Below are 26,204 nucleotides of genomic sequence, written 5' to 3' on the forward strand. Positions count from 1 at the left end.
GCCCCTCCGACGACGGGCGCTCGCCATGGGCCAGGCCGCCACCACAGGAATCGACATGGGCGCCGCCGACGAGCTGCGCACCATCGTCGACCTGATCCGCTACGGCGCGAGCCGCTTCTCGGCCGCCGGGCTGACCTTCGGCCACAGCCACGACAACGCCGTGGACGAGGCGACGTGGCTGGTCCTGCACGCACTCCACCTGCCGCACGACCTCGGGCCGGCCTACGGCCAGGCGCGGGTCACGCGCGCCGAGCGCGAAGCGGTGCTGGCGCTGTTCGCACGCCGCATCGACGAGCGCATCCCGGCGGCGTACCTGACGGGCGAAGCCTGGTTCGCGGGACTGTCGTTCAAGTCCGATCCGCGCGCGCTCGTGCCGCGTTCGCCCATCGCCGAGCTGATCGAAGCCGGCTTCGAGCCGTGGCTGGGCGGCCGCGACGTCCAGCGCGCGCTCGACCTGTGCACCGGCTCGGGCTGCATCGCCATCGCGATGGGCCATTACAACCCGGACTGGGACGTGGTCGGCGCCGACATCGACGAGGCCGCGCTCTCGCTGGCGACCGAGAACAAGGCGCGCCTGCACGCCCACAACGTCGACCTGCGCAAGTCCGACCTGTTCGCCGGCCTCGACGGCGAGGTCTTCGACCTCATCGTCACCAACCCGCCGTACGTCACCCATGACGAGACCGACGCGCTGCCGCCGGAGTATTCGCACGAACCCGAACTCGGCCTGCGCGCCGGCGAGGACGGCCTGGACCTCGCGCTGCGCATCCTCCGCGACGCGCCGGCGCACCTGTCCGGGGACGGCCTGCTCATCTGCGAGGTCGGCGAGTCCGAGCACGCCCTGGCGCGCCTGCTGCCCGAACTGCCCATGGCCTGGGTGGAGTTCAAGGTCGGCCAGATGGGCATCTTCGTGGTCGAGCGCACCGACCTCGTCGAACACCACGACCGCATCCGCGCCCTGGCGGACGCCCGCGAACGCAAGCACTAGCGGCGACCCCAGCCTCTGCTTTTGATCTTCGTCCGGCAGCCACACGCGATCCGGCGGAGGACGTCCCGGCACCCCTGCACGGGACCGTTCGCGACAAGGATGTCGCGACCGAGCCCCCATGGATGGGTTCACGGCGTGTCCCGTGCAGGGGTGCCGGGACGGCCTTCGCAGCCCTGAACCTTGAAGGCTGGCTTTTCGCGGGCGAGCCCGGTGGGCCTCGCCTTCACGGGACACGCCGCAAGTACGTCCCTGTAGGCTCATTGGCGACATCCATGTCGCCAACGGTCCCGCGAAGGCGAGGCCCACCGGGCTCCCACGCATCGCGGTGACTGGAACGAAGAGCGGAAAAGCTGGCTGGAGAGAGCGGATGGCTGGGAACACCTTCGGGACACTGCTGGCGGTGACGACCTTCGGGGAGAGCCACGGGCCGGCGATCGGCTGCGTGGTGGACGGGTGCCCCCCGGGCCTGGACCTCTCGCCCGCGGACTTCGAGTCAGACCTCGCGCGGCGCGCGACCGGGAAGACCCGGCACACCTCGCAGCGTCGCGAGGACGATGCCGTCGAGATCCTTTCCGGCGTGTACGAAGGCAGGACGACCGGGACCCCGATCGCGCTGCTGGTGCGGAACACCGACGCGCGCAGCAAGGACTACGACGCCATCGCCCGGCAGTTCCGGCCCGGGCACGCGGACTACACCTACTGGCACAAGTACGGCATCCGGGATCCGCGGGGCGGCGGGCGCAGTTCGGCGCGCGAGACCACGATGCGCGTCGCCGCGGGCGTGATCGCGAAGAAGTGGCTGGCCGAACGGTTCGGCGTCCGGGTGCGCGGCTACGTCGGGCAGGTCGGCGACCGGGTGCCCGGGGCGCTCGACTGGGATGCGGTCGAGGGGAATCCGTTCTTCTGGCCCGATGCATCCCAGGTGGGCGCGCTCGAGGACTACATGGACGCGCTGCGGAAGTCGGGTGACTCCGTGGGTGCGCGGATCGAGGTCGTGGCCGACGGCGTGCCGCCGGGCTGGGGCGAGCCGGTGTACGGCAAGCTCGACGCCGGGATCGCCGCCGCCATAATGTCGATCAACGCCGTCAAGGCGGTGGGGATCGGCGACGGCTTCGACGCCGTGGCGGCGAAGGGCAGCGCGCACCGGGACGAGATGACCCCGGACGGGTTCCTGTCCAACCACGCCGGCGGCGTCCTCGGCGGGATCTCGACCGGGCAGGCGGTGACCGCGTCGGTGGCGTTCAAGCCGACCTCGAGCCTGCGGCTGCCGGGGCGGGGCGTGGACCTGGACGGCAACGCCGTCGAGGTCGTGACCACCGGCCGGCACGACCCGTGCGTCGGCCTGCGCGCGGTCCCGATCTGCGAGGCGATGCTGGCGCTGGTGCTCATGGACCACGCGCTGCGGCACCGGGCGCAGTGCGGGGACGTCGGCGGGGTCGCCCCGAGGATCCCCGGCGCGGTCGACGACACGCGCTGAAGGTCGCGCCAAGCGATAATGCGCGTCCTCGCGCGGGCATTGCGCCGGCGCGGACAGCGGATCACGGAGCACCATGGGCAAGGCGTTGAAGGTCGCGGTGGTGGGCGCCACCGGCGCGGTGGGCGAGGCGATGCTGGCGACCCTGGCAGAGCGCCGCTTCCCGCATGGCGAGATCGTCGCCCTGGCGAGCGAGCGTTCGGCGGGCGAGGGCGTGGCCTTCGGCGACGACGAGGTCATGGTCCGCGACCTGGCCACGTTCGACCCGACGGGCGTCGACATCGCGCTGTTCTCCGCCGGCGCCGACGTCTCCCGCGAGCATGCGCCGCGGTTCGCCGCCGCGGGCGCGGTGGTGATCGACAACTCCTCGGCGTTCCGCGCCGACCCGGACGTGCCGCTGGTCGTGAGCGAGGTGAACCCGGAGGCGATCGCCCGGCGGCCGCGCGGGATCATCGCCAACCCCAACTGCTCGACGATGCAGCTGATGGTGGCGCTGGCGCCCCTGCACCGCGAGGCGGGGATCGAGCGGATCAACGTGGCGACCTACCAGTCGGTCTCGGGGACGGGCCGCCGTGCGCTCGAGGAACTCGGGCGCCAGACCGCCGCCCTGCTCAATTTTCAGTCGGCCGAGCCTTCCGTGTATCCGGTGCAGATCGCATTCAACGTGATCCCGCACGGCGGCGATTTCCTGGACAACGGCTACACCGGCGAGGAGATGAAGCTGGTGGACGAGAGCCGGAAGATCCTCGGCGAGCCGTCGCTTCGGGTGAACGCGACCGTGGTGCGCGTGCCGGTGTTCTACGGGCATTCGGAAGCCGTCGCGATCGAGACCCGCGACAAGCTCACCGCGCAGCGCGCGACCGAACTGCTGCGCGCCGCGCCGGGCGTGGAAGTGGTCGACGAGCGCAGGCCGGGCGGTTATCCGACCCCGGTGACGCACGCCTCCGGCCGCGACCCGGTGTTCGTCGGGCGCATCCGGGAGGACCTCTCCCACCCGCGCGGACTCAACCTGTGGATCGTCGCCGACAACATCCGCAAGGGCGCCGCGCTGAACGCGGTGCAGATCGCCGAGCGGGTGGCCGAAGGACGCTGACGCCGCGCCGAGCGTTGCGCATCGGCGCCGCGCGCGGCTAGAGTCGCGGCCGACGGGCAGGCGTCCGATGCCGTGGGGAATGGCGTGGACAAGGGGATGACAGCCGACAGGCGGGGTGGCCGCGCGCGGTCGACGAAGGCATGGGTGCCGCGCGTCGCGTGGCCGATCGCGCTGGCGCTGGCCGCGGTGCACGTGCCCGCGCATGCGCTCGGGCTCGGCCAGATCCAGGTGCGTTCCGGCCCGGGGGAACCGCTGCTGGCGGAAATCCCGATCATCAGCAGCGACCCGCGCGAACTGCAGCAGGTGCAGGCGCGGATGGCGTCGCCCGACACGTTCCGCCGGATCGGCCTGCAACCGCCGGGTGGCGACGTCTCCAGCCTCCAGTTCTCGGTCGCGCTCGACGCGCGCGGCAATCCGGTCGTGCGCGTGACCACCGCCGCGCCGGTCCGGCAGCCGATGCTGACCTTCCTGGTCGAGGTCGACTGGGGGCAGGGCCGGCTGGTGCGCGAGTATTCCGCGCTGGTCGACGTGCCCGACAGCGCGGCGGCGGTCGCCGCGGCGCCGGTGCAGGCACCGGTCGTGGCGCCGTCGAACACCGTGGTGCGCACGCTGCCCGAGCCGCCGGCCGCGGCCGAACCGCAGCCCGCGCCCGTGCCGGAACCCGTCGCCGGGCCGCCCGGCCCGGCTGCGGACGTCGCCGACGCGACCCCCGCGACGCCGCCATCGCCGCGGCCCGTGCCCGCGCCAAGGCCCGAGCCGCCGCCGCCGGCGCCCGCGCCGATCGCATCGCCGGCAGCCGTCCGGTCCGGCGCGTCCGCATCCGCATCCGTCGCATCCGCCACGCCGACGCAGTTCACGGTCGCGGCGGGCCAGACGCTCTCGGGCATCGTCGGTGGTCTCGACCTGTCGGGCGCCAGCTTCAACCAGGCGATGGTCGCGCTCCAACGCGCCAATCCCGGGGCGTTCATCGACGACAACATCAACCTGCTGCGCGCCGGCGCGATCCTGCGCATGCCGGACCGGGCGGCGATGGCCGGCATCGGCCGCGCCGAAGCCGACGCCCTCGTGCGCGAACAGGTCCGTGCCTGGCGCACGCTGCGCACGCCGCAGCCACAGCCGGCGGTCGCCACTGCGGCGGCCGGCGAGGCCGCGCAGGCCGGGCCGGGCACCGATGCCGCCGCGCCGGTCGCCGACGCGCGCCTGGAGATCGTGCCGCCGGGAGGCGGCGAGGGTGGCGGGACCACATCCGGCACGCGTGCCGGGGGCGAGGGCGAGATGCTGCGCACGCAACTGCAACAGACACGCGAGGAACTGGCCGCGCGCGACGCGGAACTGGCCGAACTCCAGTCCCGCGTGGACGAACTCGAAGCCCTGCGCGCGGACCAGCAGAAGCTGATCGCGCTCAAGGACAGCGAACTGGCCGCGGCGCAGGCCCGCCTGGGCGGGACGGATGCCGCTGCGGCACCGCCGGGGGCGCCGGCGGGCCAGGCGTCGACCGCCCCCGCGTCCGCGATGGACGGATTGCCCTGGCTGCTCGGCGGCGCGGTGCTGCTGGTGGTCGCCGGCCTCGCCTGGGTGCTCTCGCGCCGGCGCCGGCCGCAGGCGCCGCGCCACGACCGGCGGGGCTACGACACCGCCACGCTGGCCGCGGGCATGGGCGCCGCGCGTGCCGGGACGGACGCGAGGGATGGCCTCGACGATGCCGTCGCCGGCAAGGTGGACCTCGACGGGGACGGCGACGGAGACGCGGCGCCGAGCTTCTCGACCGCGGCGCGCGCCGGGCGCGCGGCGGGTGCGACGGTCGGCACGGGCGCCACGCCGACCTGGCACACGGGCCGTGGCGAAGGCGGTTCGATGGTCGACGCCCCCGAGCTGGATCCGCGGGTGGACGCCGCGCGTGTTCCGGCCTCCGGTAAGGAGGGGCTCGCGCTCGCCCGCGCCTACATGGAACTCGGTGACGGCGACGGCGCGCGCACCCTGCTGCGCGAGGTGCTGGACGGCCGCGACCCCGCCGCGCGCGACGAGGCCGCGCGGCTCCTGCGCGAGCTGGAGTGAGGCCCTCCCGTCCGGGCATGCGCTACGCGATCGGCGTCGAATACGACGGCAGCGGCTACCAGGGCTGGCAGCGGCTGAGCGCGCCCGGCACCCCGGGGCCGCGCACCGTGCAGGCGGACGTCGAGGCGGCGTTGTCCTACGTGGCCGACGCGCCCGTGGCCACGGTCTGCGCGGGCCGCACGGACGCCGGCGTGCATGCGACCTGCCAGGTCGCGCACTTCGACAGCGACGCGGCGCGCGATCCGCGGGGCTGGACGCTCGGCGTGAGCGGCCGGCTTCCGCCGCCGGTGTGCGTTCACTGGTGTGTGCCCGTGGCCGACGATTTCCATGCCCGTTTCTCCGCCCGTGCGCGGCGCTACCGGTACAGGATCCTGAACAGGTCCGTCCGCCCTGCGCTGTACCGCAACACGCTCGCGTGGGAGCGTCGCCCGCTGGACGCCGACGCGATGCACCGCGCCGCGCAGGCGCTGCTGGGGGAGAACGACTTCTCCGCGTTCCGCACCGTGCATTGCCAGGCGCCGCACGCGCGCCGGGACCTGCAGGCGGTCTCGGTCCGGCGCGATGGCGACGTGGTCGAGATCCAGGTCCAGGCGAACGCCTTCCTGCACCACATGGTGCGCAACATCGTCGGTTCGCTCCTGCCCATCGGGAAGGGCGACCGGCCCGAGGACTGGATGGCCGAGCTGCTGGCCGGTCGGGATCGCACGCGCGCGGGCGTCACCGCGCCGCCGCAGGGCCTCGTGTTCGCGGGGCCGCTTTACCCGGCAGAATGGGGATTGCCAGAGGAGGTGAGCCTGTGAACCGCACGCTGTTCCGCACCCGGGTGAAGTTCTGCGGCATGACGCGACCCGGCGACGTCCGCCTGGCGAGCGAACTGGGCGTGGACGCGGTCGGCTTCGTGTTCGCCGCCCGCAGCCAGCGCCGGGTGACGCCGGCGGAGGCCCGCACCATGCGCAACGCGCTGGGTCCGCTGGTCGACGCGGTGACGGTGTTCCAGGACAACACGGCGGAGGAAGTGCGCGAGGCCATCCGCCAGGTGCGGCCGACGATGCTGCAGTTCCACGGCAGCGAGGACGACGCGTTCTGCCGCAGCTTCGGGCTTCCCTACCTCAGGGCGGTGTCGGTGAAGGCCGTGGGCAATGGCGATGGCAACGGCGGCGCGGACGCGAGCGCCGGCGAATCGCTGGTGCTGCGCTTCCCGTCGGCCGCCGGGTTCCTGTTCGACTCGCACGCGCCCGGCGAACCGGGCGGCACCGGCGAGACCTTCGCCTGGTCGCGGCTTCCGACCGGCCTCACGCGGCCGTTCGTGCTCGCCGGTGGGCTGCACGCGGACAACGTGTTCGACGCCATCGTCGCCACCCTGCCCTGGGGCGTGGACGTGTCATCCGGCATCGAAACCGAGCCGGGCGTCAAGGACGGCGACCGCATGCGCCGCTTCGTCGCCGAGGTCCGCCGCGCCGACTGCCACGAATAGCGCGGGTAGGGCGAGTGTTCGCCTACACTGTTCCGCCGCACCGCGGCCGCGACGGTCGCCCACGCGCCGATGGACCCCGACGCGATCCAAGACTTCCATGCCTGGCCCGATGACGCGGGCCGGTTCGGCCGACACGGCGGCCGCTTCGTGTCCGAGACGCTGGTCGGGCCGTTGCAGGCGCTCGCAAAGGCGTACGACACGGCGCGCGCAGACCCCGCGTTCGTGGCCGCGTTCGACGCCGACCTCGCCGACTACGTCGGCCGCCCGAGCCCGCTGTACTTCGCCGAGCGCCTGACGCGCGACGTCGGCGGCGCGCGCATCCTGCTCAAGCGCGAGGACCTGAACCACACCGGCGCGCACAAGATCAACAACACCATCGGCCAGGCGCTGCTCGCCAGCCGCATGGGCAAGCGCCGGATCATCGCCGAGACCGGCGCCGGCCAGCACGGCGTGGCCAGCGCGACGGTCGCCGCGCGCTTGGGGCTGGAATGCGTGGTCTACATGGGCGCCACCGACATCGAGCGCCAGAAGATCAACGTGTACCGGATGCGGCTGCTGGGCGCGCGCGTGGTGCCGGTCGAAAGCGGTTCGGCCACGCTCAAGGACGCGCTCAACGAAGCGATGCGCGACTGGGTGACGAACGTGGACGACACGTTCTACATCATCGGGACCGTCGCCGGTCCCGACCCGTACCCGCGGATGGTCCGCGACTTCAACGCGGTGGTCGGCCGCGAGGCGCGCGCGCAGGTGCTGCAGCGCCACGGACGGCTGCCGGACGTGGTGACCGCATGCGTCGGCGGTGGCAGCAACGCGATCGGCATCTTCCATGCCTTCCTCAACGACCGCGAGGTGCGCCTGGTGGGCGCCGAGGCGGCGGGCGAGGGGCTCGACACCGGCCGGCACGCCGCGTCGCTGGCGGCCGGCCGACCCGGCGTGCTCCACGGCAACCGCACCTACGTGCTGTGCGACGACGACGGGCAGATCGTGGAGACGCATTCGGTGTCCGCCGGCCTGGACTACCCGGGCGTCGGGCCCGAGCACGCGTTCCTGAAGGACGCCGGCCGCGCCGAGTACGTGGGCGTGACCGACGACCAGGCGCTGGCCGCGTTCCACCGGCTGGCCCGCACGGAGGGCATCCTGCCCGCGCTCGAGTCCAGCCACGCGATCGCCCAGGCGATCGAACTCGCGCGCGACCTGCCGTCCGACGGACTGGTGCTGTGCAACCTCTCGGGCCGGGGCGACAAGGACGTGCACACCGTCGCCGCGCGCGAAGGACTCCCGCTGTGAGCGCAGCCCCGGGCCGACTGGAGGCCTGCTTCGCGCGGCTCGCCCGCGACGGGCGCAAGGCGCTCGTTCCCTTCATCACCGCCGGCGACCCCTCGACCGGCGCCACGGTCCCCGTGATGCAGGCGCTCGTCGCGGCCGGCGCCGACGTGATCGAGCTGGGCGTGCCGTTCTCCGACCCGATGGCGGACGGGCCCGTCATCCAGCGCAGCTCCGAGCGCGCGCTCGCGCGCGGCACCGGGATGGACGCCGTGTTCGGGATGGTGCGTCGGTTCCGCGAGGATGACGCGGCGACACCGGTGGTGCTGATGGGCTACCTCAACCCGGTCGAGGTGCGTGGACCGGACGCCTTCGCGCGCGCCGCCGTGGCGGCGGGCGTGGACGGCGTCCTGCTGGTGGACCTGCCCCCGGAGGAGGCCGGCCCGTTCCGCGACGCGTTCACGGCCGCCGGGCTGGCGCTGGTGCCGCTCGTGGCGCCGACCACCGACGCGGACCGGCTCGCGCGGATCTGCCGCGAGGCGGCCGGGTACGTCTACGCGGTCAGCTATGCGGGCGTGACCGGCGCGGACCGCCTCGACACCGGCGCCGCAAGCGCACGTCTCGAGGCGATCCGGGCTGTCGCCCGCGTGCCCGTGCTGGCGGGGTTCGGCATCCGCGACGCGGCGGGGGCGGCGGCGATGGCGCGGGGCGCGGACGGCGTCGTCGTGGGCAGCGCGCTGGTCGCGCGCCTCGCCGATGCCGCGGAGCCCGCCGACGCCGCCCGCCGGGCGACCGCGTTCCTGGCCCCGCTGCGCGCGGCGCTCGATGCCGAGCGGGACCGGGCCGGCTGAGCAGGCGCACCCCGCCGACGCGCGCGGGATCACGTGGGGATTACACTGTCCGACTTCCACGCGGCGGCTGAACCTGAACGCATGAGCTGGCTGAAGAAACTCACTCCCTCGCGCATCCGGACCGAGACCGCCCAGGCCGGCCGCAAGCGCAGCGTGCCCGAAGGGCTCTGGGAGAAGTGCGACAAGTGCGGCGCGGTGCTGTACCGCCCGGAGCTCGAGGAGAACCTCGAGGTCTGCCCGAAGTGCGCCCACCACATGGCCATCCGCGGCCGGGTGCGCCTGCGCCGGCTGTTCGACGCCGACGGCACGGCCGAGATCGCCGGCGAGCTCGGCCCGACGGACGTGCTGAAGTTCAAGGACCAGAAGCGCTACGCCGACCGCATCAAGACCGTGCAGAAGTCGACCGGCGAGCGCGACGCGCTGGTGGCGATGGAGGGCACGCTGAAGGGCCGCCCGCTCGTGGCCTGCGCCTTCGATTTCGCCTTCATGGGCGGCTCGATGGGCTCGGTGGTGGGCGAGCGCTTCGCGCGCGCCGGCGAACGCGCGCTTGAGCTCGGCTGCCCGCTGGTCTGCTTTTCGGCGACCGGCGGCGCGCGCATGCAGGAAAGCCTGTTCTCGCTGATGCAGATGGCCAAGACGTCGGCCGTGCTGGCGCGACTGCGCGCGGCGGGCCTGCCGTACATCTCGGTCATGACCCACCCGACGACCGGCGGCGTGTCCGCCTCGCTGGCGATGCTGGGCGACGTGAACATCGGCGAGCCCGGCGCGCTGATCGGCTTCGCGGGCCCGCGCGTGATCGAGCAGACCGTGCGCGAGACGCTGCCGGAAGGCTTCCAGCGCAGCGAGTTCCTGCTCGACCACGGCGCGATCGACCAGATCTGCGACCGGCGGGAGCTGCGCGACCGGCTCGCGTCGCTGCTCGCCCTGATGATGCGCCAGCCGGTGCCGGCCGAGGACGAGGTGCTGGCGTGAGCCGGCGCTGGTTCGGCACCGACGGCATCCGCGGCCGCGTCGGCGAGGCACCGATCTCCGCGGACTTCATGCTGCGCCTGGGCAACGCCTACGGCCATGCGTTGCGCGCCGCGCGGGGCGGGGCGGGCGACGACTGGCGCAAGCCGATGGTGATCATCGGCAAGGACACGCGGATCTCGAACTACATGTTCGAGGCGGCGCTGGAGGCCGGCCTGGTCGCGGCCGGCGTCGACGTGCAGCTGATGGGCCCGATGCCGACGCCCGCCGTCGCCCACCTCACGCGCTCGTTGCGCGCCGACGGCGGGATCGTGATCTCCGCCTCGCACAACCCGCACCACGACAACGGCATCAAGTTCTTCTCCGCCGAGGGCGAGAAGCTCGACGACGCGACCGAGGCCGGCATCGAGGCGGCGCTTGAGGAACCCTTCCGGACCGTCGCGTCCGAGCACCTCGGCAAGGCGGTGCGCACGCGCGACGCGGTGGGCCGGTACGTGGAGGCCTGCAAGAACGCGGTGCCGCGCGGTTTCGACCTCGGCGGCCTGCGCATCGTCGTGGACTGCGCGAACGGCGCCACCTACCAGATCGGCCCGCTGGTGCTTCGCGAGCTCGGCGCGCAGGTGGAGGTGATCGGCGCCGATCCGAACGGGCTGAACATCAACGACGGGGTGGGCTCGACCCATCCTGGCGCGCTCGCCGCGCGCGTGCGCGAAACCGGCGCCAGCCTGGGCATCGCGTTCGACGGCGACGGCGACCGCGTGCTGTTCGTCGACGGCGAGGGCACGGTGCGCGACGGCGACGACCTGCTGTACGTGCTGGCCTGCGACTGGCAGGACACCGGGCGCCTGCAGGGCCCCGTGGTGGGCACGCTGATGACCAACTACGGTTTCGAGCAGGCACTCGCGGGGCGTGGCATCGGCTTCGTCCGCGCGAAGGTGGGCGACCGCCACGTGCACCAGGCCCTGCTGGAGCACGGCGGCATCCTGGGCGGCGAGGCGTCCGGCCACCTGCTGTGCCTGGACCGCGCCGGCACCGGCGACGGCATCATGAGCGCGCTGCAGGTACTCGAGGTGCTGCAGCGACGGGGCGCGACGCTCGCGTCGCTGGCGGCGGGCCTGTCCAAGCTGCCGCAGCGCACCGAGAACGTGCGCCTCGCCAATGGCGCGGCGCCGATCGACGATCCGCGCGTGCAATCGGCGCTCGACGCCGCGCGCCGCGCGGTCGACGGCCGCGGGCGTGCGTTCCTGCGGCCGTCGGGCACCGAACCCGTCGTGCGCGTCACCGTCGAGGCGGACGATCCCGCCCTCGTGCAATCGACCCTGGCCACGCTGGCCGACGCCGTCCGCATCGCGGCCGGTTGACCCTCGCGCGGACCCGCGCGCCGGCGTCGACCGCGCGCGGCGCCCGGCCCGTTCCGCCCCATCGCCGCACCGAGTTCCCCCATGTCCCGACCGGCCATCCCCACCCTCGACATCCGTCGCTTCGAGAGCGACCGCGAGGCCTTCGTCGACGAGCTCGGCGCGACCTACCGCGAGTGGGGCTTTGCGGGCATCCGCGGCCACGGCATCGACCCGGCGCTGGTCGACGACGCCTACCGCGCGTTCGCCGCGTTCTTCTCGCTTCCCGAGGAGGCCAAGCGCCGGTACCACGTCCCGGGTGGCGGGGGCGCGCGCGGCTACACGCCGTTCGGCGTGGAGACGGCCAAGGGGGCCAAGCACTCCGACCTGAAGGAGTTCTGGCACATCGGCCGCGAGATACCGCGCGACTCGAAGTACGCCGGCGACATGCCGCCCAACCTCTGGCCGGACGAGGTCCCCGGGTTCCGCGAAGCGGGATACGGGCTGTACGAGGCGCTCGACGACCTGGGAGGCCGGATGCTGTCGGCGCTGGCGCTGCACATCGGCCTGCCGGCGGACTGGTTCGCCGACAAGACCGACCAGGGCAACTCGATCCTGCGCCCGATCCACTACCCGCCGATCACCGCCGACGACATCCCGAACGTGCGCGCGGGCGCGCACGAGGACATCAACCTGATCACGCTGCTGGTGGGCGCCAGCGAGGCGGGCCTGGAGGTGCGCTCGCGCAAGGGCGACTGGGTGCCGTTCACCGCCGAGGGCGACACGATCGTGGTGAACATCGGCGACATGCTCCAGCGCCTGACCAACCACGTGTATCCGTCGACCACGCACCGGGTGGTCAACCCGCAGGGCGGCAAGGCGCGCGAGCCGCGTTACTCGACGCCGTTCTTCCTGCACCCGAACCCGGATTTCCTGATCGACGTGCTGCCGTCGTGCGTCACCGCCGACAACCCGAACCGCTATCCCGAGCCGATCACCGCGCAGGGCTACCTCGAGGAGCGGCTGCGCGAGATCAAGCTCAAGTAGCGCTGACGCCACGCGGGCGGGGCGGGTATCCTTGTCGCCCCATTCGACCCGGGATTCCGCCATGCGCCGCAGGATCGTCGCCGGCAACTGGAAGCTGCACGGCGACCGCACGTTCGCCCACGAACTGCTCGACCGCATCGCCGGCGAGCCGGCGCCCGAGGGGGTCGAGCGGATCATCCTCCCGCCGCTGCCGTACCTGGGCGAGCTGGTCGAGCACTACGGGGCCCGCGGCCTGCAGTTCGGCGCGCAGGACGTGAGCGCGAACGAGAAGGGCGCCTACACCGGCGAGGTCTCCGCCGCGATGCTGGTGGACGTGGGCGCGCGCTATGGCCTGGTGGGCCACTCCGAACGCCGCGAATACCACGCCGAGGACAGCGCCACCGTCGCCCGCAAGCTGCTGGCCGCGCGCCGCGCGGGCCTGACCCCCATCCTGTGCGTGGGCGAGTCGCTGCACGAGCGCGAGGCCGGCCAGACCGAGTGGCGCCTGGAAGAGCAGCTCGGCGCCGTGTTCCAGGTTGGCGGGCCGCAGGCCTTCGAGGGCGTGATCGTGGCCTACGAGCCGGTCTGGGCGATCGGGACCGGCCGCACGGCCACCCCGGCCCAGGCCCAGGCCGTCCACGCGTTCATCCGTGGCGAGATCGCCGCGCGCGATGCTAGAATCGCCGGCTCGCTGCCGATCCTGTACGGCGGCAGCGTCAAGGCCGACAACGCCGCGACGCTGTTCGCCCAGCCGGACGTCGACGGCGGCCTCGTCGGTGGCGCGTCGCTGGTGGCCGGGGACTTCCTCGCCATCACTACGGCCGCGGCGCGCTGAGCGGTCCAATCCTTCCCGGGTTCCCCCAATGCTGTTGATCCTCAACGTCGTCTACGTGCTGCTCGCGATCGGCATGATCGCGCTGATCCTCATGCAGCGTGGCGCCGGCGCGCAGGCCGGTTCCGGCTTCGGCGCGGGCGCGTCCGCGACCGTGTTCGGCGCCACGGGCGCGTCCAATTTCCTCTCGAAGGCGACCAAGTGGCTCGCAATCGCCTTCATGCTGATCAGCCTCTTCATGGCCTGGTACGCGACGCGCAACGCGGCGCCGGTGCCGGTCTCGCAGGACCTCGGCGTGATGGGCGAGATGCCCGCCGCGCCGGCGGCACCCGCCGGCACGCAGGCGGTCCCGGCCGCCCCCGCGCCCGTGGAGGTAGTGCCCGCCGCGCCGGCGACCGAGGCCGTGCCGGCGCAGCCGGCGCCGGCGGACGCGACGGCCGTCCCGGAAGCGGGCGAGGCCCCGCCCGCGGACGCCCCGCCTGCCGACGGGGAAGGCTGAACCGCGTAGAATGTTGCACCCCGCGCGTCGCGCGGGCCGCTTGCCCAGGTGGCGGAATTGGTAGACGCACTACCTTGAGGTGGTAGCGACTTAGGTCGTGGGGGTTCGAGTCCCCCCTTGGGCACCAATCAATCGACGGGTCGCCGCCCGTGACCCCCGGCACCGGGTGCCGGGCGCGCCCACGGGCGGCGGACGAGCAACGGGCGCCCGCCGGCGGCCGCTAGCCAACGAGAACAACGCGTGCTGGCCGAATACCTGCCCACCCTGCTGTTCCTGATCGTCGCCACCGGCATCGGCATCGCGCTGCTGGTGGTGGGACGGATCCTCGGTCCCCGTCGCCCCGACGCCGCCAAGCTCTCGCCCTACGAATGCGGATTCCTCCCGTTCGAGGACGCGCGCATGCAGTTCGACGTGCGCTACTACCTGATCGCCATCCAGTTCATCGTCTTCGACCTGGAAATCATCTTCATCGTGCCGTGGGCCACGGTGTTCCGCGAACTGGGCGTGCTCGGCCTCGTCGAGATGGGCATCTTCGCCGGCATGCTGCTGCTCGGCTTCATCTACGTCTGGAAGAAGGGTGCGCTGGAATGGGAGTGATCCAGACCGTCGACCGCCTGATGCACAACCCGCTGCCCGAGGGGCGGCTGGACGACATCCTGCGCCCCGAGGGCGACAACCCGCTGCTCGAGAAGGGCTTCGTCACCACCAGCGTGGACGCGCTCTGGAACTGGGCGCGCACCGGCTCGATGTGGCCGATGACCTTCGGCCTGGCGTGCTGCGCGGTCGAGATGATGCACGCGGGCGCGGCGCGCCTGGACCTGGACCGCTACGGCGTGGTGTTCCGCCCGTCGCCGCGCCAGTCGGACGTGATGATCGTGGCGGGCACGCTGGTCAACAAGATGGCGCCGGCCCTGCGAAAGGTCTACGACCAGATGCCGGACCCGAAGTGGGTCATCTCCATGGGCAGCTGCGCCAACGGCGGCGGCTACTACCACTACTCCTACGCGGTCGTCCGCGGCTGCGACCGCATCGTGCCGGTCGACATCTACGTGCCCGGCTGCCCGCCGACCGCCGAGGCGCTGGTCTACGGCATCCTGCAGCTGCAGAAGAAGATCCGGCGCAGCGCGCAGAACCCCTTCACCGGCACGTCGCCGACCGGCGCGTCCGATCCGTCCAGCCAGCGGGCGCGCGCATGAGCCGCCGCGCAGACGAGTTCGCCGCGCAGCTGCGCGCGCACTTCGCCGGCGCGTCCGTCGAGGTCGCCGCGCCCCGGGGCGAGGTGACCCTCGAGGTCCCGGCCGCGCAGTGGCGCGCGACCTGCGAGGCGCTGCGCGACGAGTTCGGCTTCGAGCAGCTGGTCGACCTGTCGGGCGTGGACTACCTCGGCTACGGCACCGACGAGTGGGACACCGAGACGTCCTCCGAGGGCTTCTCGCGCGGCGTCGAGGGCGCGGGCCCCGGCCGCTTCGGCTTCGGCCAGGGGCCGAGCGCGGAAAGCGACGCCGGCGAAGTGCCGCTGCAGCGCGTCCCGGGGCGCCGCTTCGCGGTCGTCGCGCACCTCCTTTCCGTCCAGCACAACCGCCGCGTGCGCGTGCGCTGCTTCGCGCCGGACGACGCGCTGCCGGTCGTGGACTCGGTCGTGCCCGTGTGGGTCGGCGCCAACTGGTTCGAGCGCGAGGCGTTCGACCTGTTCGGCATCGTGTTCGCCGGGCATCCGGACCTGCGCCGGATCCTGACCGACTACGGGTTCGTCGGCCATCCGTTCCGCAAGGACTTCCCCCTGATCGGCAACGTCGAGGTGCGCTACGACCCCGAGCGCCAGCGCGTGGTGTACGAGCCGGTGACCTCGGTGGAGCCGCGCGTGCTGGTGCCGCGCGTGATCCGCGACGACGCCCGCTACGGCACGGCCGCGGGCGAGGAACTGGACCTGCGCCGGGGCGACGCGGGTGGTCGCGTCGCCGCGCGATCCTCTGGCCGCCCGGGAGATGGCGCATGAGCACGCCCGCCGCCCCCGCCGCCGCGATGCCGCTGGTGAACACGTCCGGCCTGGCCAACCCGGCCGAAATCCGCAACTACACGCTGAACTTCGGCCCGCAGCACCCGGCCGCGCACGGCGTGCTGCGCCTGATCCTGGAGATGGACGGCGAAACGGTGGTCCGCGCCGACCCGCACGTCGGCCTGCTCCACCGCGGCACCGAGAAGCTCGCCGAGTCCAAGCCGTTCAACCAGTCGATCGGCTACATGGACCGGCTCGACTACGTGTCGATGATGTGCAACGAGCACGCCTACGTGCGCGCCATCGAGACGCTGATGGGGATCGAGGCGCCCGAGCGCGCGCAGTGGATCCGCACGCTGTTCGACGAGGTCACCCGCATCCTCAACCACCTCATGTGGGTGGGCTCCAACGCGCTCGACCTCGGCGCGATGGCCGTGTTCCTGTACGCGTTCCGCGAGCGCGAGGAACTGATGGACGTGTACGAGGCGGTGAGCGGCGCGCGCATGCACGCGACCTACTACCGCCCGGGCGGCGTCTACCGCGACCTGCCCGAGCGCATGCCGAAGTACCGCGAGTCGCCGTGGCGCAAGGGGTCGAAGCTCAAGCGCTTCAACGCATGGCGCGAAGGCTCCATGCTCGACTACCTGGAGGCGTTCGCGGCGGACTTCCCGAAGCGCGTCGACGAGTACGAGACGCTGCTCACCGACAACCGCATCTGGAAGCAGCGCACCGTCGGGATCGGCGTGGTCAGCCCGGAGCAGGCGATGGCCTGGGGCATGACCGGCCCGATGCTGCGTGGGTCGGGCATCGCCTGGGACCTGCGCAAGAAGCAGCCGTACGCGCGCTACGACCAGGTCGATTTCGACATCCCGGTCGGCGTCAACGGCGACTGCTACGACCGCTACCTGGTGCGCGTGGAAGAGATGCGCCAGTCGACCCGGATCATCGAGCAGTGCGTGCGCTGGCTGAAGGCCAACCCCGGCCCGGTGATGCTGGACAACTACAAGGTCGTCCCTCCGACCCGCGAGGACATGAAGGACGACATGGAAGCGCTGATCCACCACTTCAAGCTGTTCTCCGAGGGCTACTGCGTCCCGGCGGGCGAGACCTACGCGGCCGTCGAGGCGCCGAAGGGCGAGTTCGGCTGCTACCTGGTGAGCGACGGCGCGAACAAGCCGTTCCGGTGCAAGCTTCGCGCGCCCGGTTTCGCGCACCTGTCGAGCATGGACGCGATCGTGAAGGGGCACATGCTGGCCGACGTGGTGGCCATGATCGGCACCTACGACATCGTGTTCGGCGAGATCGACCGATGATCCACGCCGTCGTCCCGAACGCCGACGCTGTCGTTCCGAGCGGAGCGAGGAACCTGCTTCTCGCGGGTGCGTCCCCCGAAAGCAGGTCCCTCGCTGCGCTCGGGACGACATTGAAGGGGTGCGGGACGACATCGAGGGGCTTCGGGACGACATTGAAGGGCTGCAAGGCATGAAAGCGACCGGAAACTTCGAGGCCTGCCGCAACGTCGACCCGCAGGCCGTGCTGAGCGACGCGACGCGCGCGCACATCGACCACTGGCTGGCCAAGTTCCCGCCGGACCGCAAGCGCTCGGCCGTGCTGCAGGGCCTGCACGCGGCGCAGGCGCAGAACGGCGGCTGGCTGACCGACGAGCTGATCGCCGCGGTGGCGCGCTACCTCGGCCTGCCGCCGGTGTGGGCGTACGAGGTCGCGACCTTCTACTCGATGTTCGAGACCGAGAAGGTCGGCCGCCACAACGTGGCCTTCTGCACCAACATCAGTTGCTGGCTCAACGGCGCCGAGGACCTGGTCGCGCACGCCGAGAAGAAGCTCGGCTGCCGCCTGGGCGAGTCGAGCGCGGACGGCCGCGTCTTCCTCAAGCGCGAGGAGGAGTGCCTGGCCGCGTGCTGCGGCGCGCCGATGATGGTCATCGACGGGCACTACCACGAACACCTGACGACCGAGAAGGTCGACGCGCTGCTGGACGGGCTGGAGTAAGCGATGGCGACCCACGGCCACCACGACTATTCCGCGCCGACCGGCCCGGTCGGCCCGGCCCCGCAGCCGCACAGCGTCGTCTATACGACGCTTCACTACGACAAGCCCTGGTCGTACGAGAACTACCTCAAGACCGGCGGCTACAGCGCGCTGCGCAAGATCCTCGAGGGGAAGATCCCGCAGGCGGACGTGATCGAGATGGTCAAGCAGTCCGGCCTGCGTGGCCGCGGCGGCGCGGGCTTCCCGACCGGCCTGAAGTGGAGCTTCATGCCCAAGGGCGAGGGCCAGAAGTACATCCTGTGCAACTCGGACGAGTCCGAGCCGGGCACCGCCAAGGACCGCGACATCCTGCGCTACAACCCGCACGCGGTGATCGAGGGCATGGCGATCGCGTGCTACGCGACCGGTTCGACGGTCGCCTACAACTACCTGCGAGGCGAGTTCCACCACGAGCCCTTCGAGCACCTGGAGGAGGCCACCCGGGAGGCGTACGCCAACGGCTGGCTGGGCAAGGACATCCTCGGCAGCGGCGTCGACATCGACATGTACAACGTCCTCGGCGCGGGCGCCTACATCTGCGGCGAGGAAACCGCGCTGATGGAGTCGCTCGAGGGCAAGAAGGGCCAGCCGCGCTACAAGCCGCCGTTCCCGGCCAACTTCGGCCTCTACGGCAAGCCGACCACGATCAACAACACCGAGACCTACGCCTCGGTGCCGGCGATCGTGCGCAACGGCGCCCAGTGGTTCCTGGAGCTGGGCAAGCCCAACAACGGCGGCGCCAAGGTGTTCTCCGTCTCGGGCCACGTCGCGCGCCCGGGCAACTACGAGGTGCGCCTCGGGACCCCGTTCTCCGAGCTGCTGGAGATGGCCGGCGGCATGCGGCCCGGCAGGAAGCTGAAGGGCGTGATCCCCGGTGGCTCGTCGATGCCCGTGCTCCCGGCCGACGCGATGATGGCCTGCACGATGGACTACGACTCGATCCAGAAGGCCGGGTCCGGCCTCGGTTCGGGCGCGGTCATCGTGATGGACGACAGCACCTGCATGGTGCGCGCCTGCCAGCGCATCGCGCGCTTCTACTTCAAGGAGTCGTGCGGCCAGTGCACCCCGTGCCGCGAGGGCACCGGCTGGATGTACCGCATGCTGACCCGCATCGTCGAAGGCCAGGCGACCCTGGACGACCTGCAGATGCTGCGCGCGGCCGCCGGCCAGATCGAGGGCCACACCATCTGCGCGTTCGGCGAGGCCGCCGCGTGGCCGGTGCAGGGCTTCCTGCGCCATTTCTGGGACGAGTTCGAGTACGCGATCGTGCACCGCCGCTTCCTGGTCGACGACCAGCGCGCGGGCACCGTCGCCGGGAAGGTGGCGGCATGAGCGCGGTGACCGACAAGGCCGAGGGCCAGGTGGTGCCGGAAGGGCACGTCGCGATCGAGATCGACGGCGTCGCAATGACCGCGCCCAAGGGCGCGATGATCATCCAGGCCGCCGACAAGGCCGGGATCGCGATCCCGCGCTTCTGCTACCACGACAAGCTCAGCATCGCGGCCAACTGCCGCATGTGCCTGGTCGAGGTCGAGAAGATGCCGAAGCCGGCGCCGGCCTGCGCCACGCCGGTGATGGACGGCATGAAGGTCCGCACCCGCAGCGACAAGGCGCTCAAGTCGCAGCGCAACGTGATGGAGTTCCTGCTGGTCAACCACCCGCTGGACTGCCCGATCTGCGACCAGGGCGGCGAATGCGAGCTGCAGGACCTGTCGATGGGCTACGGCCGGTCGGTCAGCCGCTTCGTCGAACGCAAGCGCGTGGTGCCGGACGAGGACCTGGGCCCGCTGGTGTCCAGCGACATGACCCGCTGCATCCAGTGCACCCGCTGCATCCGCGTGACCGGCGAGATCGCCGGCAGCTACGAGCTGGGCGGCATGCAGCGCGGCGAGAACCTTCAGATCGGGACCTACGACGGCAAGCCGCTGACCACCGAACTCTCCGGCAACGTCATCGACGTCTGCCCGGTCGGCGCGCTCACCAACAAGGTGTTCCGCTTCCGCGCCCGCCCGTGGGAGCTGGTCGCGCGCCCGTCGCTGGGCTTCCACGACCCGCTGGGCAGCAACCTGTTCCACCACGTGCGTCGCGGCGAGGTGCTGCGCACCGTGCCGCGCGACAACGACGCGGTGAACGAGTGCTGGCTGTCGGACCGCGACCGCTACGCCCACCAGGGCCTGCTGGCCGAAGACCGCGCGCTGTCGCCGATGGTCAAGGTCGACGGCCAGTGGCGCGAGGCGCACTGGGACGAGGCGCTGGCGCGCGCGGCGAAGATCCTGCGCGACAACGCCGCCGACGACCTCGGCATCCTCGTGCATCCGTCCACCAGCAACGAGGAGGGCGCGCTGCTGGCGCGCCTGGCCGCGGCGCTGGGGACCGGCAACCTCGACCACCGCATCGCCCAGCACGACCTGTCCGACGGCGCGCTGGCCGAACCGTCGGGCCTGTCCGTCGAGGCCATCGACGGCGCGGACCGCGTGCTGATCGTGGGCAGCAACCTGCGCCATGAAGTGCCGCTGCTGCACCAGCGCGTGCGCAAGGCGTTCCGCGCCGGCGCCCGGGTGGACGTGGTCAACCCGGTCGACTTCGATTTCGCCTTCGACGTGGCCGGCCGCCACGTGGTGGCGCCGGCCGACATCGCCGGCACGCTGGCGGGCTCGGCGGTGCGCGAGGCGCTCGCCGGCGCGAAGCGGGCGGTCGTGATCGTCGGCGCGATCGCCGAATGCGGCCCGCATGCCGCCGCGATCCGGGATGCGGCGCGTGCGCTCGCCGAAGCCACCGGCGCGGCGCTGGTGCGCCTGCCGCAGGGCGCCAACGCACTCGGCCTGGCCCGCCACGGCGTCGTCCCCACGTCGCGCGACGCGGGCACCATGCTCCGCGAGCCGCGGGCCGGCTACATCCTCTACAGCATCGAGCCCGGCCTGGACTTCGGCGAACCGGCGGACGCGATGGACGCGCTCGGCCGCGCCCAGGTGGTCGCGTTCACCGCGTATGCCTGTGCCTCGACCCGCGCGGTCGCCGACGTGATCCTGCCGATCGGCCTGCTGCCCGAGATCGACGGCACGCTGACCAACCTCGAGGGCCGCGACCAGGCCGCGCAGCCGGCCGGCCGCCTGCCGGGCGAGGCGCGTCCGGGCTGGCGCGTGCTGCGTGCGCTGGGCGAGTCGCTCGGCGTGGACGGCTTCGGCTTCCACGACATCGCCGGCCTGCGCGCCGGGCTGTCGCCGGCCGCGTCGCCGTCGACGGCGGTGCGTGGCCGTGCCCCCGCGGCGGACGCGGGCCTGGCGCTCGCCGCGTCGCCCGCCATCTACCGCAGCGACGCCGTCGTGCGTCGCGCGGCCGCCCTGCAGTCGCATCCGCTCAACCGCGGTCCGCGGGTGATGTTGCACCCCGGAGACGCGGCCGCCGCCGGCCTCGCCGACGGCGCGATGGCCAAGGTCCGCGTCGCCGCCGGCTCGGCCACGCTCCCGGTGGTGGTCTCCGGCCAGGTCGCGAAGGGCACCGCCTTCGTCGAAACCGGCCACGCCGCCACCGCGGCGCTCGGTGCCGGCCCCGTCCGCGTGGAGGCCGCCTGATGTTCGACGTGATCGACGCCACCCGCGACCTGCTGCTGTCCTGGGGCCCCCTGGGCGCGCTGCTGTGGATCGTCCTGAAGATCCTGGCGATCGCCATGCCGGTGATCGTGTCGGTGGCCTTCTACGTGGTGTGGGAGCGTAAGCTGATCGGCTGGATGCACGTGCGCCACGGGCCGATGTACGTCGGCATGGGCGTGCTGCAGGCCTTCGCCGACGTGTTCAAGCTGCTGTTCAAGGAGGTCATCCAGCCTTCCAGCGCGCAGAAATTCCTGTTCGTGCTGGCGCCGCTGATCGCGCTGGCGCCGGCGTTCGCGGCGTGGGCCGTGGTGCCGTTCGACGCGCAGGTGGTGCTGTCCAACGCGAACGCTGGCCTGCTGTACCTGCTGGCCATGACCTCGCTGGGCGTGTACGGCGTGATCCTCGCCGGCTGGGCGTCGAACTCGAAGTACGCGTTCCTCGGCGCGATGCGTTCGGCGGCGCAGGTCGTCTCCTACGAGATCGCGATGGGCTTCGCGCTGGTCGGCGTGATGGTCGCCGCCGGCAGCCTCAACCTGAGCGAGATCGTGATGGCGCAGGCCGGCGACGCCGGCGCGCTTGAATGGTTCGCCTGGCCGCTGCTGCCGCTGTTCGTCATCTACTTCGTGTCCGGCGTGGCCGAGACCAACCGCGCGCCGTTCGACGTGGTCGAGGGCGAGAGCGAGATCGTGGCCGGCCACATGGTCGAGTACTCGGGCGCGCAGTTCGCGCTGTTCTTCCTGGCCGAGTACGCCAACATGATCCTGGTGAGCTTCCTCACCGCGATCTTCTTCCTCGGCGGCTGGCTCAGCCCGTTCCATGGCCTGGGCATCCCGTTCCTGTCGGTCGACGGGTGGTGGTGGCTGTTCGCCAAGGTGTTCTTCTTCGCCAGCTGCTTCATCTGGTTCCGCGCGTCGTTCCCGCGCTACCGGTACGACCAGATCATGCGGTTGGGTTGGAAGGTCTTCATTCCGCTGAGCATCGCCTGGATCGTGGTGGCGGCGCTCATGGCGTACCACGGCGTGTTCGAGGCGGGTCGGTGATGGGCAAGGTCGTCTCTTACTTCCGCAGCCTGCTGCTCCTCGAGCTCCTCAAGGGGCTGGGGCTGACGCTGCGCTACCTGTTCCGTCCCAAGTACACGCTGATGTACCCGATGGAGAAGACCCCGCAGTCGCCGCGCTTCCGCGGCCTGCACGCGCTGCGCCGCTACCCGAACGGCGAGGAGCGCTGCATCGCCTGCAAGCTCTGCGAGGCGGTCTGCCCGGCGCTGGCGATCACCATCGACTCGGAGCAGCGCGCCGACGGCACCCGCCGCACCACGCGCTACGACATCGACCTGTTCAAGTGCATCTACTGCGGCTTCTGCGAGGAGTCGTGCCCGGTGGACTCGATCGTGGAGACCCACGTGCACGAGTACCACTTCGACCGGCGTGGCCAGAACATCGTGATCAAACCCCAGCTGCTGGCCATCGGCGACCGCCTGGAGGCGGAGATCGCCGAGCGCCGTGCCGCCGACGCCGCCTACCGCTGACCGGACCATGACCCTCGAACTGATCGCCTTCCTCGCCTTCGCCCTCGCCGCGGTCGCCTCCGCGGTGGCGGTGATCGGCGTCCGCAACCCGGTGCACGCCGCGCTGTGGCTGGTGCTGACCTTCTTCTCGGTCGCCTGCACGTGGCTGCTCGCCGGTGCCGAGTTCCTCGGCGTGGCGCTGATCCTCGTCTACGTCGGCGCGGTGATGGTGCTGTTCCTGTTCGTGGTGATGATGCTCGACATCGACGTCGCGCCCCTGCGCGAGGGCTACGTGCGCTACCTGCCGGTGGGCCTGGCGGTCGCCGTGGTCATGCTGCTCGAGATCCTGACGCTGATCGGCATCTCCAGCCGCATGGATCCGCTGGCGGAGAACGCCGCGGCCGTGGCGGCGGACACGTCGAACACCGCGTGGCTGGCGCGCACGCTGTTCACCCGATTCCTGCTGCCGTTCGAGGTCGCCGCGCTGATCCTGACCGTCGCGGTCGTGGCCGCGGTCATGCTGACGCTGCGCCAGCGCGAGGGCATCCGCAAGCAGAACCCGGGCGACCAGTCGCGCGTGCGCGCGGCAGACCGGGTCCGCATCGTGAAGATGGCGGCCGAGCCGCGCGAGGCCGCCTCGGGTGGACGGGATGGCGCCGGCGGGGATGCGCCGGCGGGGGAGGGCACGTGATGGGCATGCTCGGGACCGGACTGGCGCTGGGGCACTTCCTCGCGCTCGGCGCGGCGCTGTTCTGCATCAGCGTCGCGGGCATCTTCCTCAACCGGAAGAACGTGATCATCCTGCTGATGTCGATCGAGCTCATGCTGCTCGCGGTCAACATCAACTTCATCGGCTTCTCGCGCCACCTCGGCGACGCGTCGGGGCAGGTGTTCGTGTTCTTCATCCTCACGGTGGCCGCGGCCGAGGCCGCGATCGGCCTGGCGATCCTGGTCACCCTGTTCCGCAACCGGCGCACCATCAACGTCGCCGAAATCGACACGTTGAAGGGCTGATCCATGCCGGCTGCCGAGTTCGCCATCTCCAAGACCCTGCTGCTGTGGATCGCCCTGGCGCCGCTTGCCGGCGCCGCGGTCGCGGGCCTGTTCGGCCGCCAGGTCGGGCGCATCGGCGCGCACACCGCGACCATCGGCGGCGTGGCGCTGAGCTGCGCGCTGTCGGCCTACGTGCTGTGGCAGCTGCTGCAGGGCGCCGCGCCGTTCAACGAGAACATCTACACCTGGTTCCAGGTGGGCGGGCTCGAGGCGCACGTCGGCTTCATGGTCGACACGCTCACGGCCATGATGATGGTCGTGGTGACGTTCGTGTCGCTGCTGGTGCACGTCTACACCATCGGCTACATGTCCGAGGACCCGGGCTACCAGCGGTTCTTCAGCTACATCAGCCTGTTCACCTTCTCGATGCTCATGCTGGTGATGAGCAACAACTTCCTGCAGCTGTTCTTCGGCTGGGAAGCGGTGGGCCTGGTCTCGTACCTGCTGATCGGCTTCTGGTTCAAGCGCCCGACGGCGATCTTCGCCAACCTCAAGGCCTTCCTGGTCAACCGCGTCGGCGACTTCGGCTTCCTGCTGGGCATCGCGGCGGTGCTGTACTGGTTCGGCACGCTCGACTACGCGACGGTCTTCGCCAACGCCTCGTCCACGATCGGCGACGCCAGCGTGTCGATCATCGCGGGCACCCAGTGGCAGGTCGCGACCCTGATCTGCATCTGCCTGTTCATCGGCGCGATGGGCAAGTCGGCGCAGGTGCCGCTGCACGTCTGGCTGCCGGACTCGATGGAAGGCCCGACCCCGATCTCCGCGCTGATCCACGCGGCCACCATGGTCACGGCCGGCATCTTCATGGTCGCGCGCATGTCGCCGCTGTTCGAGCTGAGCGAGACGGCCCTGTCGTTCGTGCTGTTCATCGGCGCCACCACCGCGTTCTTCACCGGCCTGATCGGCATCGTGCAGAACGACATCAAGCGGGTGGTCGCCTATTCCACGCTGTCGCAGCTGGGCTACATGACCGTCGCGCTGGGCGTGTCCGCCTACTCGGCGGCGGTGTTCCACCTGATGACGCACGCGTTCTTCAAGGCGCTGCTGTTCCTGGCGGCCGGCTCGGTGATCATCGGCATGCACCACGAGCAGGACATGCGCTACATGGGCGGCCTGCGCAGGAAGATGCCGATCACCTGGATCACCAGCTGGATCGGCACGCTGGCGCTGGTCGGCACGCCTTTCCTGAGCGGCTTCTACTCGAAGGACACGATCATCGAGGCCGCGGGCCACCACGCCGACGCGCACGGCGGCTGGATCGCGCAGTACGGCTACTGGGCGGTGCTGCTGGGCGCCTTCGTGACCGCCTTCTACAGCTTCCGCCTGCTGTACCTGACCTTCCACGGCAAGGCGCGCTGGCACGAGAAGCATGCCGCCGACTACGTCGTGCCGGAGGCCGATTCCACCGAACACGAGCAGGCGATCGCGCACGCGCACGAGGCTCACGGCGGCGAGGCGCACGGCCACGACGACCACGCGCACGAACCGCACGAGTCGCCATGGGTGGTGACGCTGCCGCTGGTGCTGCTGGCGATCCCGTCGCTGGCGATCGGCTTCTTCACCGCCGGGCCGATGTTGTTCGGCACCGACTGGACCGGGCACCACGCGCGGGAGCCGTTCTTCCTGGGCGCCATCGACCTGGCCGCCGCGCGCGACACCGTCGCGCAGATCGGCGCCGAGCTCTGGCACGGTCCGGTGGCGTTCGCGCTTCACGGCTTCATGGCGCCCGCGTTCTGGCTGGCATTCGCCGGCTTCCTGCTGGCCACGGTCATGTACCTGTGGCGGCCGGAGCTGCCGGCGAAGGCGGCGCGCCTGTTCGCGTGGCCGAAGCGCGTGCTCGAGCGCAAGTACTGGGCGGACGACCTGTGGATCGGCGGCTTCGCCGGCGGCGGCGTCAAGCTCGGCCAGGCTTCGCGCGCCATCGACAGCCGCGTCATCGACGGCGTGGCGGTCAACGGCAGCGCGCGCCTGGTGGACCTGGCCGCGGGCATCGTGCGCCGCGTCCAGTCCGGCCTGCTGTTCCACTACGCCTTCGCGATGATCCTCGGACTGATCGTGCTGCTGGCGGTGCTGATCCGCTACTGGACCTGACCCCGCCGGGGCGGGCGGGACGCGTCCCGGCCCGCCGCCGACCCCACCGATGAC

The 26,204-nt window shown here is 71.7% G+C and carries 25 protein-coding genes and 1 tRNA gene; all 26 read left to right on the forward strand.

Annotation, left to right across the window (positions count from 1 at the left end; translation table 11 throughout):
* Window positions 1-49 precede the first annotated feature (49 nt).
* The 26 genes from prmB (at window position 50) to nuoL (ending at window position 26,150) form a co-directional block, all read left to right on the forward strand.
* Window positions 50-988, forward strand: a complete 939-nt coding sequence (gene prmB, locus ACYU7H_RS07615) for a 50S ribosomal protein L3 N(5)-glutamine methyltransferase (protein ID WP_460813993.1) — start codon at window positions 50-52, stop codon at window positions 986-988.
* Window positions 989-1,355: 367 nt separating this feature from the next.
* Entirely contained in the window at window positions 1,356-2,465 is a 1,110-nt protein-coding gene (gene aroC / locus ACYU7H_RS07620; protein ID WP_460813606.1) for a chorismate synthase, read from the forward strand.
* A gap of 73 nt (window positions 2,466-2,538) precedes the next feature.
* Window positions 2,539-3,555, forward strand: coding sequence for an aspartate-semialdehyde dehydrogenase (locus ACYU7H_RS07625; protein WP_460813607.1), 1,017 nt, complete (start codon window positions 2,539-2,541; stop codon window positions 3,553-3,555).
* A gap of 96 nt (window positions 3,556-3,651) precedes the next feature.
* Entirely contained in the window at window positions 3,652-5,610 is a 1,959-nt protein-coding gene (locus ACYU7H_RS07630; RefSeq protein WP_460813609.1) for a FimV/HubP family polar landmark protein, read from the forward strand.
* A gap of 17 nt (window positions 5,611-5,627) precedes the next feature.
* Complete coding sequence (truA, locus tag ACYU7H_RS07635) at window positions 5,628-6,410, forward strand: tRNA pseudouridine(38-40) synthase TruA (protein ID WP_460813611.1); 783 nt, start codon at window positions 5,628-5,630, stop codon at window positions 6,408-6,410.
* Window positions 6,407-7,084 (forward strand): phosphoribosylanthranilate isomerase, encoded by a 678-nt coding sequence (locus tag ACYU7H_RS07640; protein WP_460813613.1) that lies wholly within the window; start codon window positions 6,407-6,409, stop codon window positions 7,082-7,084. The genes truA and ACYU7H_RS07640 overlap by 4 nt, the downstream gene beginning before the upstream one ends.
* Window positions 7,085-7,153: 69 nt before the next feature.
* A complete protein-coding gene (gene trpB / locus ACYU7H_RS07645; protein ID WP_460813614.1) occupies window positions 7,154-8,371 on the forward strand; it encodes a tryptophan synthase subunit beta in 1,218 nt (405 codons plus the stop codon).
* The gene (gene trpA / locus ACYU7H_RS07650) at window positions 8,368-9,198 is read left to right on the forward strand and encodes a tryptophan synthase subunit alpha (RefSeq protein ID WP_460813616.1); all 831 of its coding nucleotides are present in this window, start codon (window positions 8,368-8,370) and stop codon (window positions 9,196-9,198) included. The genes trpB and trpA overlap by 4 nt, the downstream gene beginning before the upstream one ends.
* A gap of 81 nt (window positions 9,199-9,279) precedes the next feature.
* Window positions 9,280-10,170, forward strand: a complete 891-nt coding sequence (gene accD, locus ACYU7H_RS07655) for an acetyl-CoA carboxylase, carboxyltransferase subunit beta (RefSeq protein ID WP_460813618.1) — start codon at window positions 9,280-9,282, stop codon at window positions 10,168-10,170.
* The gene (glmM, locus tag ACYU7H_RS07660) at window positions 10,167-11,528 is read left to right on the forward strand and encodes a phosphoglucosamine mutase (protein ID WP_460813620.1); all 1,362 of its coding nucleotides are present in this window, start codon (window positions 10,167-10,169) and stop codon (window positions 11,526-11,528) included. The genes accD and glmM overlap by 4 nt, the downstream gene beginning before the upstream one ends.
* Before the next feature lie 81 nt (window positions 11,529-11,609).
* Complete coding sequence (locus tag ACYU7H_RS07665; protein ID WP_460813622.1) at window positions 11,610-12,551, forward strand: isopenicillin N synthase family dioxygenase; 942 nt, start codon at window positions 11,610-11,612, stop codon at window positions 12,549-12,551.
* Window positions 12,552-12,612: 61 nt separating this feature from the next.
* Entirely contained in the window at window positions 12,613-13,365 is a 753-nt protein-coding gene (gene tpiA / locus ACYU7H_RS07670) for a triose-phosphate isomerase (protein ID WP_460813624.1), read from the forward strand.
* Window positions 13,366-13,393: 28 nt separating this feature from the next.
* Entirely contained in the window at window positions 13,394-13,861 is a 468-nt protein-coding gene (gene secG, locus ACYU7H_RS07675; protein WP_460813626.1) for a preprotein translocase subunit SecG, read from the forward strand.
* A 42-nt stretch (window positions 13,862-13,903) separates the two neighbouring features.
* Window positions 13,904-13,988, forward strand: a tRNA-Leu gene (locus tag ACYU7H_RS07680).
* Between the two features lie 113 nt (window positions 13,989-14,101).
* Window positions 14,102-14,458 carry an NADH-quinone oxidoreductase subunit A gene (locus ACYU7H_RS07685; protein ID WP_460813628.1) on the forward strand — a complete coding sequence of 119 codons (357 nt, stop codon included), beginning with the start codon at window positions 14,102-14,104 and terminating at the stop codon, window positions 14,456-14,458.
* On the forward strand, window positions 14,449-15,057 hold the full coding sequence (locus tag ACYU7H_RS07690; RefSeq protein ID WP_460813630.1) for a NuoB/complex I 20 kDa subunit family protein: 609 nt from the start codon (window positions 14,449-14,451) through the stop codon (window positions 15,055-15,057). The genes ACYU7H_RS07685 and ACYU7H_RS07690 overlap by 10 nt, the downstream gene beginning before the upstream one ends.
* The gene (locus ACYU7H_RS07695; RefSeq protein WP_460813631.1) at window positions 15,054-15,857 is read left to right on the forward strand and encodes an NADH-quinone oxidoreductase subunit C; all 804 of its coding nucleotides are present in this window, start codon (window positions 15,054-15,056) and stop codon (window positions 15,855-15,857) included. The genes ACYU7H_RS07690 and ACYU7H_RS07695 overlap by 4 nt, the downstream gene beginning before the upstream one ends.
* A 26-nt stretch (window positions 15,858-15,883) precedes the next feature.
* Entirely contained in the window at window positions 15,884-17,170 is a 1,287-nt protein-coding gene (locus ACYU7H_RS07700) for an NADH-quinone oxidoreductase subunit D (protein WP_460813995.1), read from the forward strand.
* Between the two features lie 169 nt (window positions 17,171-17,339).
* Window positions 17,340-17,867, forward strand: a complete 528-nt coding sequence (gene nuoE, locus ACYU7H_RS07705; protein WP_460813633.1) for an NADH-quinone oxidoreductase subunit NuoE — start codon at window positions 17,340-17,342, stop codon at window positions 17,865-17,867.
* Window positions 17,868-17,870: 3 nt separating this feature from the next.
* A complete protein-coding gene (gene nuoF / locus ACYU7H_RS07710; RefSeq protein WP_460813634.1) occupies window positions 17,871-19,238 on the forward strand; it encodes an NADH-quinone oxidoreductase subunit NuoF in 1,368 nt (455 codons plus the stop codon).
* Window positions 19,235-21,478 (forward strand): NADH-quinone oxidoreductase subunit NuoG, encoded by a 2,244-nt coding sequence (nuoG, locus tag ACYU7H_RS07715; RefSeq protein ID WP_460813636.1) that lies wholly within the window; start codon window positions 19,235-19,237, stop codon window positions 21,476-21,478. Before nuoF ends, nuoG begins: the two co-directional genes overlap by 4 nt.
* Window positions 21,478-22,536: an NADH-quinone oxidoreductase subunit NuoH gene (nuoH, locus tag ACYU7H_RS07720; protein WP_460813637.1), complete on the forward strand. Its 1,059-nt coding sequence runs from the start codon at window positions 21,478-21,480 to the stop codon at window positions 22,534-22,536. The genes nuoG and nuoH overlap by 1 nt, the downstream gene beginning before the upstream one ends.
* A complete protein-coding gene (nuoI, locus tag ACYU7H_RS07725) occupies window positions 22,536-23,024 on the forward strand; it encodes an NADH-quinone oxidoreductase subunit NuoI (protein ID WP_460813639.1) in 489 nt (162 codons plus the stop codon). Before nuoH ends, nuoI begins: the two co-directional genes overlap by 1 nt.
* A 7-nt stretch (window positions 23,025-23,031) precedes the next feature.
* Window positions 23,032-23,694: an NADH-quinone oxidoreductase subunit J gene (locus ACYU7H_RS07730; protein WP_460813640.1), complete on the forward strand. Its 663-nt coding sequence runs from the start codon at window positions 23,032-23,034 to the stop codon at window positions 23,692-23,694.
* Between the two features lie 5 nt (window positions 23,695-23,699).
* Window positions 23,700-24,017, forward strand: a complete 318-nt coding sequence (gene nuoK, locus ACYU7H_RS07735) for an NADH-quinone oxidoreductase subunit NuoK (RefSeq protein ID WP_460813998.1) — start codon at window positions 23,700-23,702, stop codon at window positions 24,015-24,017.
* A 3-nt stretch (window positions 24,018-24,020) separates the two neighbouring features.
* A complete protein-coding gene (gene nuoL / locus ACYU7H_RS07740; protein ID WP_460813642.1) occupies window positions 24,021-26,150 on the forward strand; it encodes an NADH-quinone oxidoreductase subunit L in 2,130 nt (709 codons plus the stop codon).
* The last annotated feature ends 54 nt before the right edge of the window (window positions 26,151-26,204 follow it).

Source organism: Luteimonas pelagia, assembly GCF_054776035.1.

What these genes read in the sequence shown, in the direction of transcription:
- aroC (WP_460813606.1), top strand. Translation starts at nt 1,356, where the DNA reads ATGGCTGGGAACACCTTCGGGACACTGCTGGCGGTGACGACCTTCGGG.
- ACYU7H_RS07625 (WP_460813607.1), top strand. Translation starts at nt 2,539, where the DNA reads ATGGGCAAGGCGTTGAAGGTCGCGGTGGTGGGCGCCACCGGCGCGGTG.
- ACYU7H_RS07630 (WP_460813609.1), top strand. Translation starts at nt 3,652, where the DNA reads ATGACAGCCGACAGGCGGGGTGGCCGCGCGCGGTCGACGAAGGCATGG.
- truA (WP_460813611.1), top strand. Translation starts at nt 5,628, where the DNA reads ATGCGCTACGCGATCGGCGTCGAATACGACGGCAGCGGCTACCAGGGC.
- trpB (WP_460813614.1), top strand. Translation starts at nt 7,154, where the DNA reads ATGGACCCCGACGCGATCCAAGACTTCCATGCCTGGCCCGATGACGCG.
- accD (WP_460813618.1), top strand. Translation starts at nt 9,280, where the DNA reads ATGAGCTGGCTGAAGAAACTCACTCCCTCGCGCATCCGGACCGAGACC.
- ACYU7H_RS07665 (WP_460813622.1), top strand. Translation starts at nt 11,610, where the DNA reads ATGTCCCGACCGGCCATCCCCACCCTCGACATCCGTCGCTTCGAGAGC.
- tpiA (WP_460813624.1), top strand. Translation starts at nt 12,613, where the DNA reads ATGCGCCGCAGGATCGTCGCCGGCAACTGGAAGCTGCACGGCGACCGC.
- secG (WP_460813626.1), top strand. Translation starts at nt 13,394, where the DNA reads ATGCTGTTGATCCTCAACGTCGTCTACGTGCTGCTCGCGATCGGCATG.
- ACYU7H_RS07690 (WP_460813630.1), top strand. Translation starts at nt 14,449, where the DNA reads ATGGGAGTGATCCAGACCGTCGACCGCCTGATGCACAACCCGCTGCCC.
- ACYU7H_RS07695 (WP_460813631.1), top strand. Translation starts at nt 15,054, where the DNA reads ATGAGCCGCCGCGCAGACGAGTTCGCCGCGCAGCTGCGCGCGCACTTC.
- ACYU7H_RS07700 (WP_460813995.1), top strand. Translation starts at nt 15,884, where the DNA reads ATGCCGCTGGTGAACACGTCCGGCCTGGCCAACCCGGCCGAAATCCGC.
- nuoE (WP_460813633.1), top strand. Translation starts at nt 17,340, where the DNA reads ATGAAAGCGACCGGAAACTTCGAGGCCTGCCGCAACGTCGACCCGCAG.
- nuoF (WP_460813634.1), top strand. Translation starts at nt 17,871, where the DNA reads ATGGCGACCCACGGCCACCACGACTATTCCGCGCCGACCGGCCCGGTC.
- nuoG (WP_460813636.1), top strand. Translation starts at nt 19,235, where the DNA reads ATGAGCGCGGTGACCGACAAGGCCGAGGGCCAGGTGGTGCCGGAAGGG.
- nuoH (WP_460813637.1), top strand. Translation starts at nt 21,478, where the DNA reads ATGTTCGACGTGATCGACGCCACCCGCGACCTGCTGCTGTCCTGGGGC.
- nuoI (WP_460813639.1), top strand. Translation starts at nt 22,536, where the DNA reads ATGGGCAAGGTCGTCTCTTACTTCCGCAGCCTGCTGCTCCTCGAGCTC.
- ACYU7H_RS07730 (WP_460813640.1), top strand. Translation starts at nt 23,032, where the DNA reads ATGACCCTCGAACTGATCGCCTTCCTCGCCTTCGCCCTCGCCGCGGTC.
- nuoK (WP_460813998.1), top strand. Translation starts at nt 23,700, where the DNA reads ATGCTCGGGACCGGACTGGCGCTGGGGCACTTCCTCGCGCTCGGCGCG.
- nuoL (WP_460813642.1), top strand. Translation starts at nt 24,021, where the DNA reads ATGCCGGCTGCCGAGTTCGCCATCTCCAAGACCCTGCTGCTGTGGATC.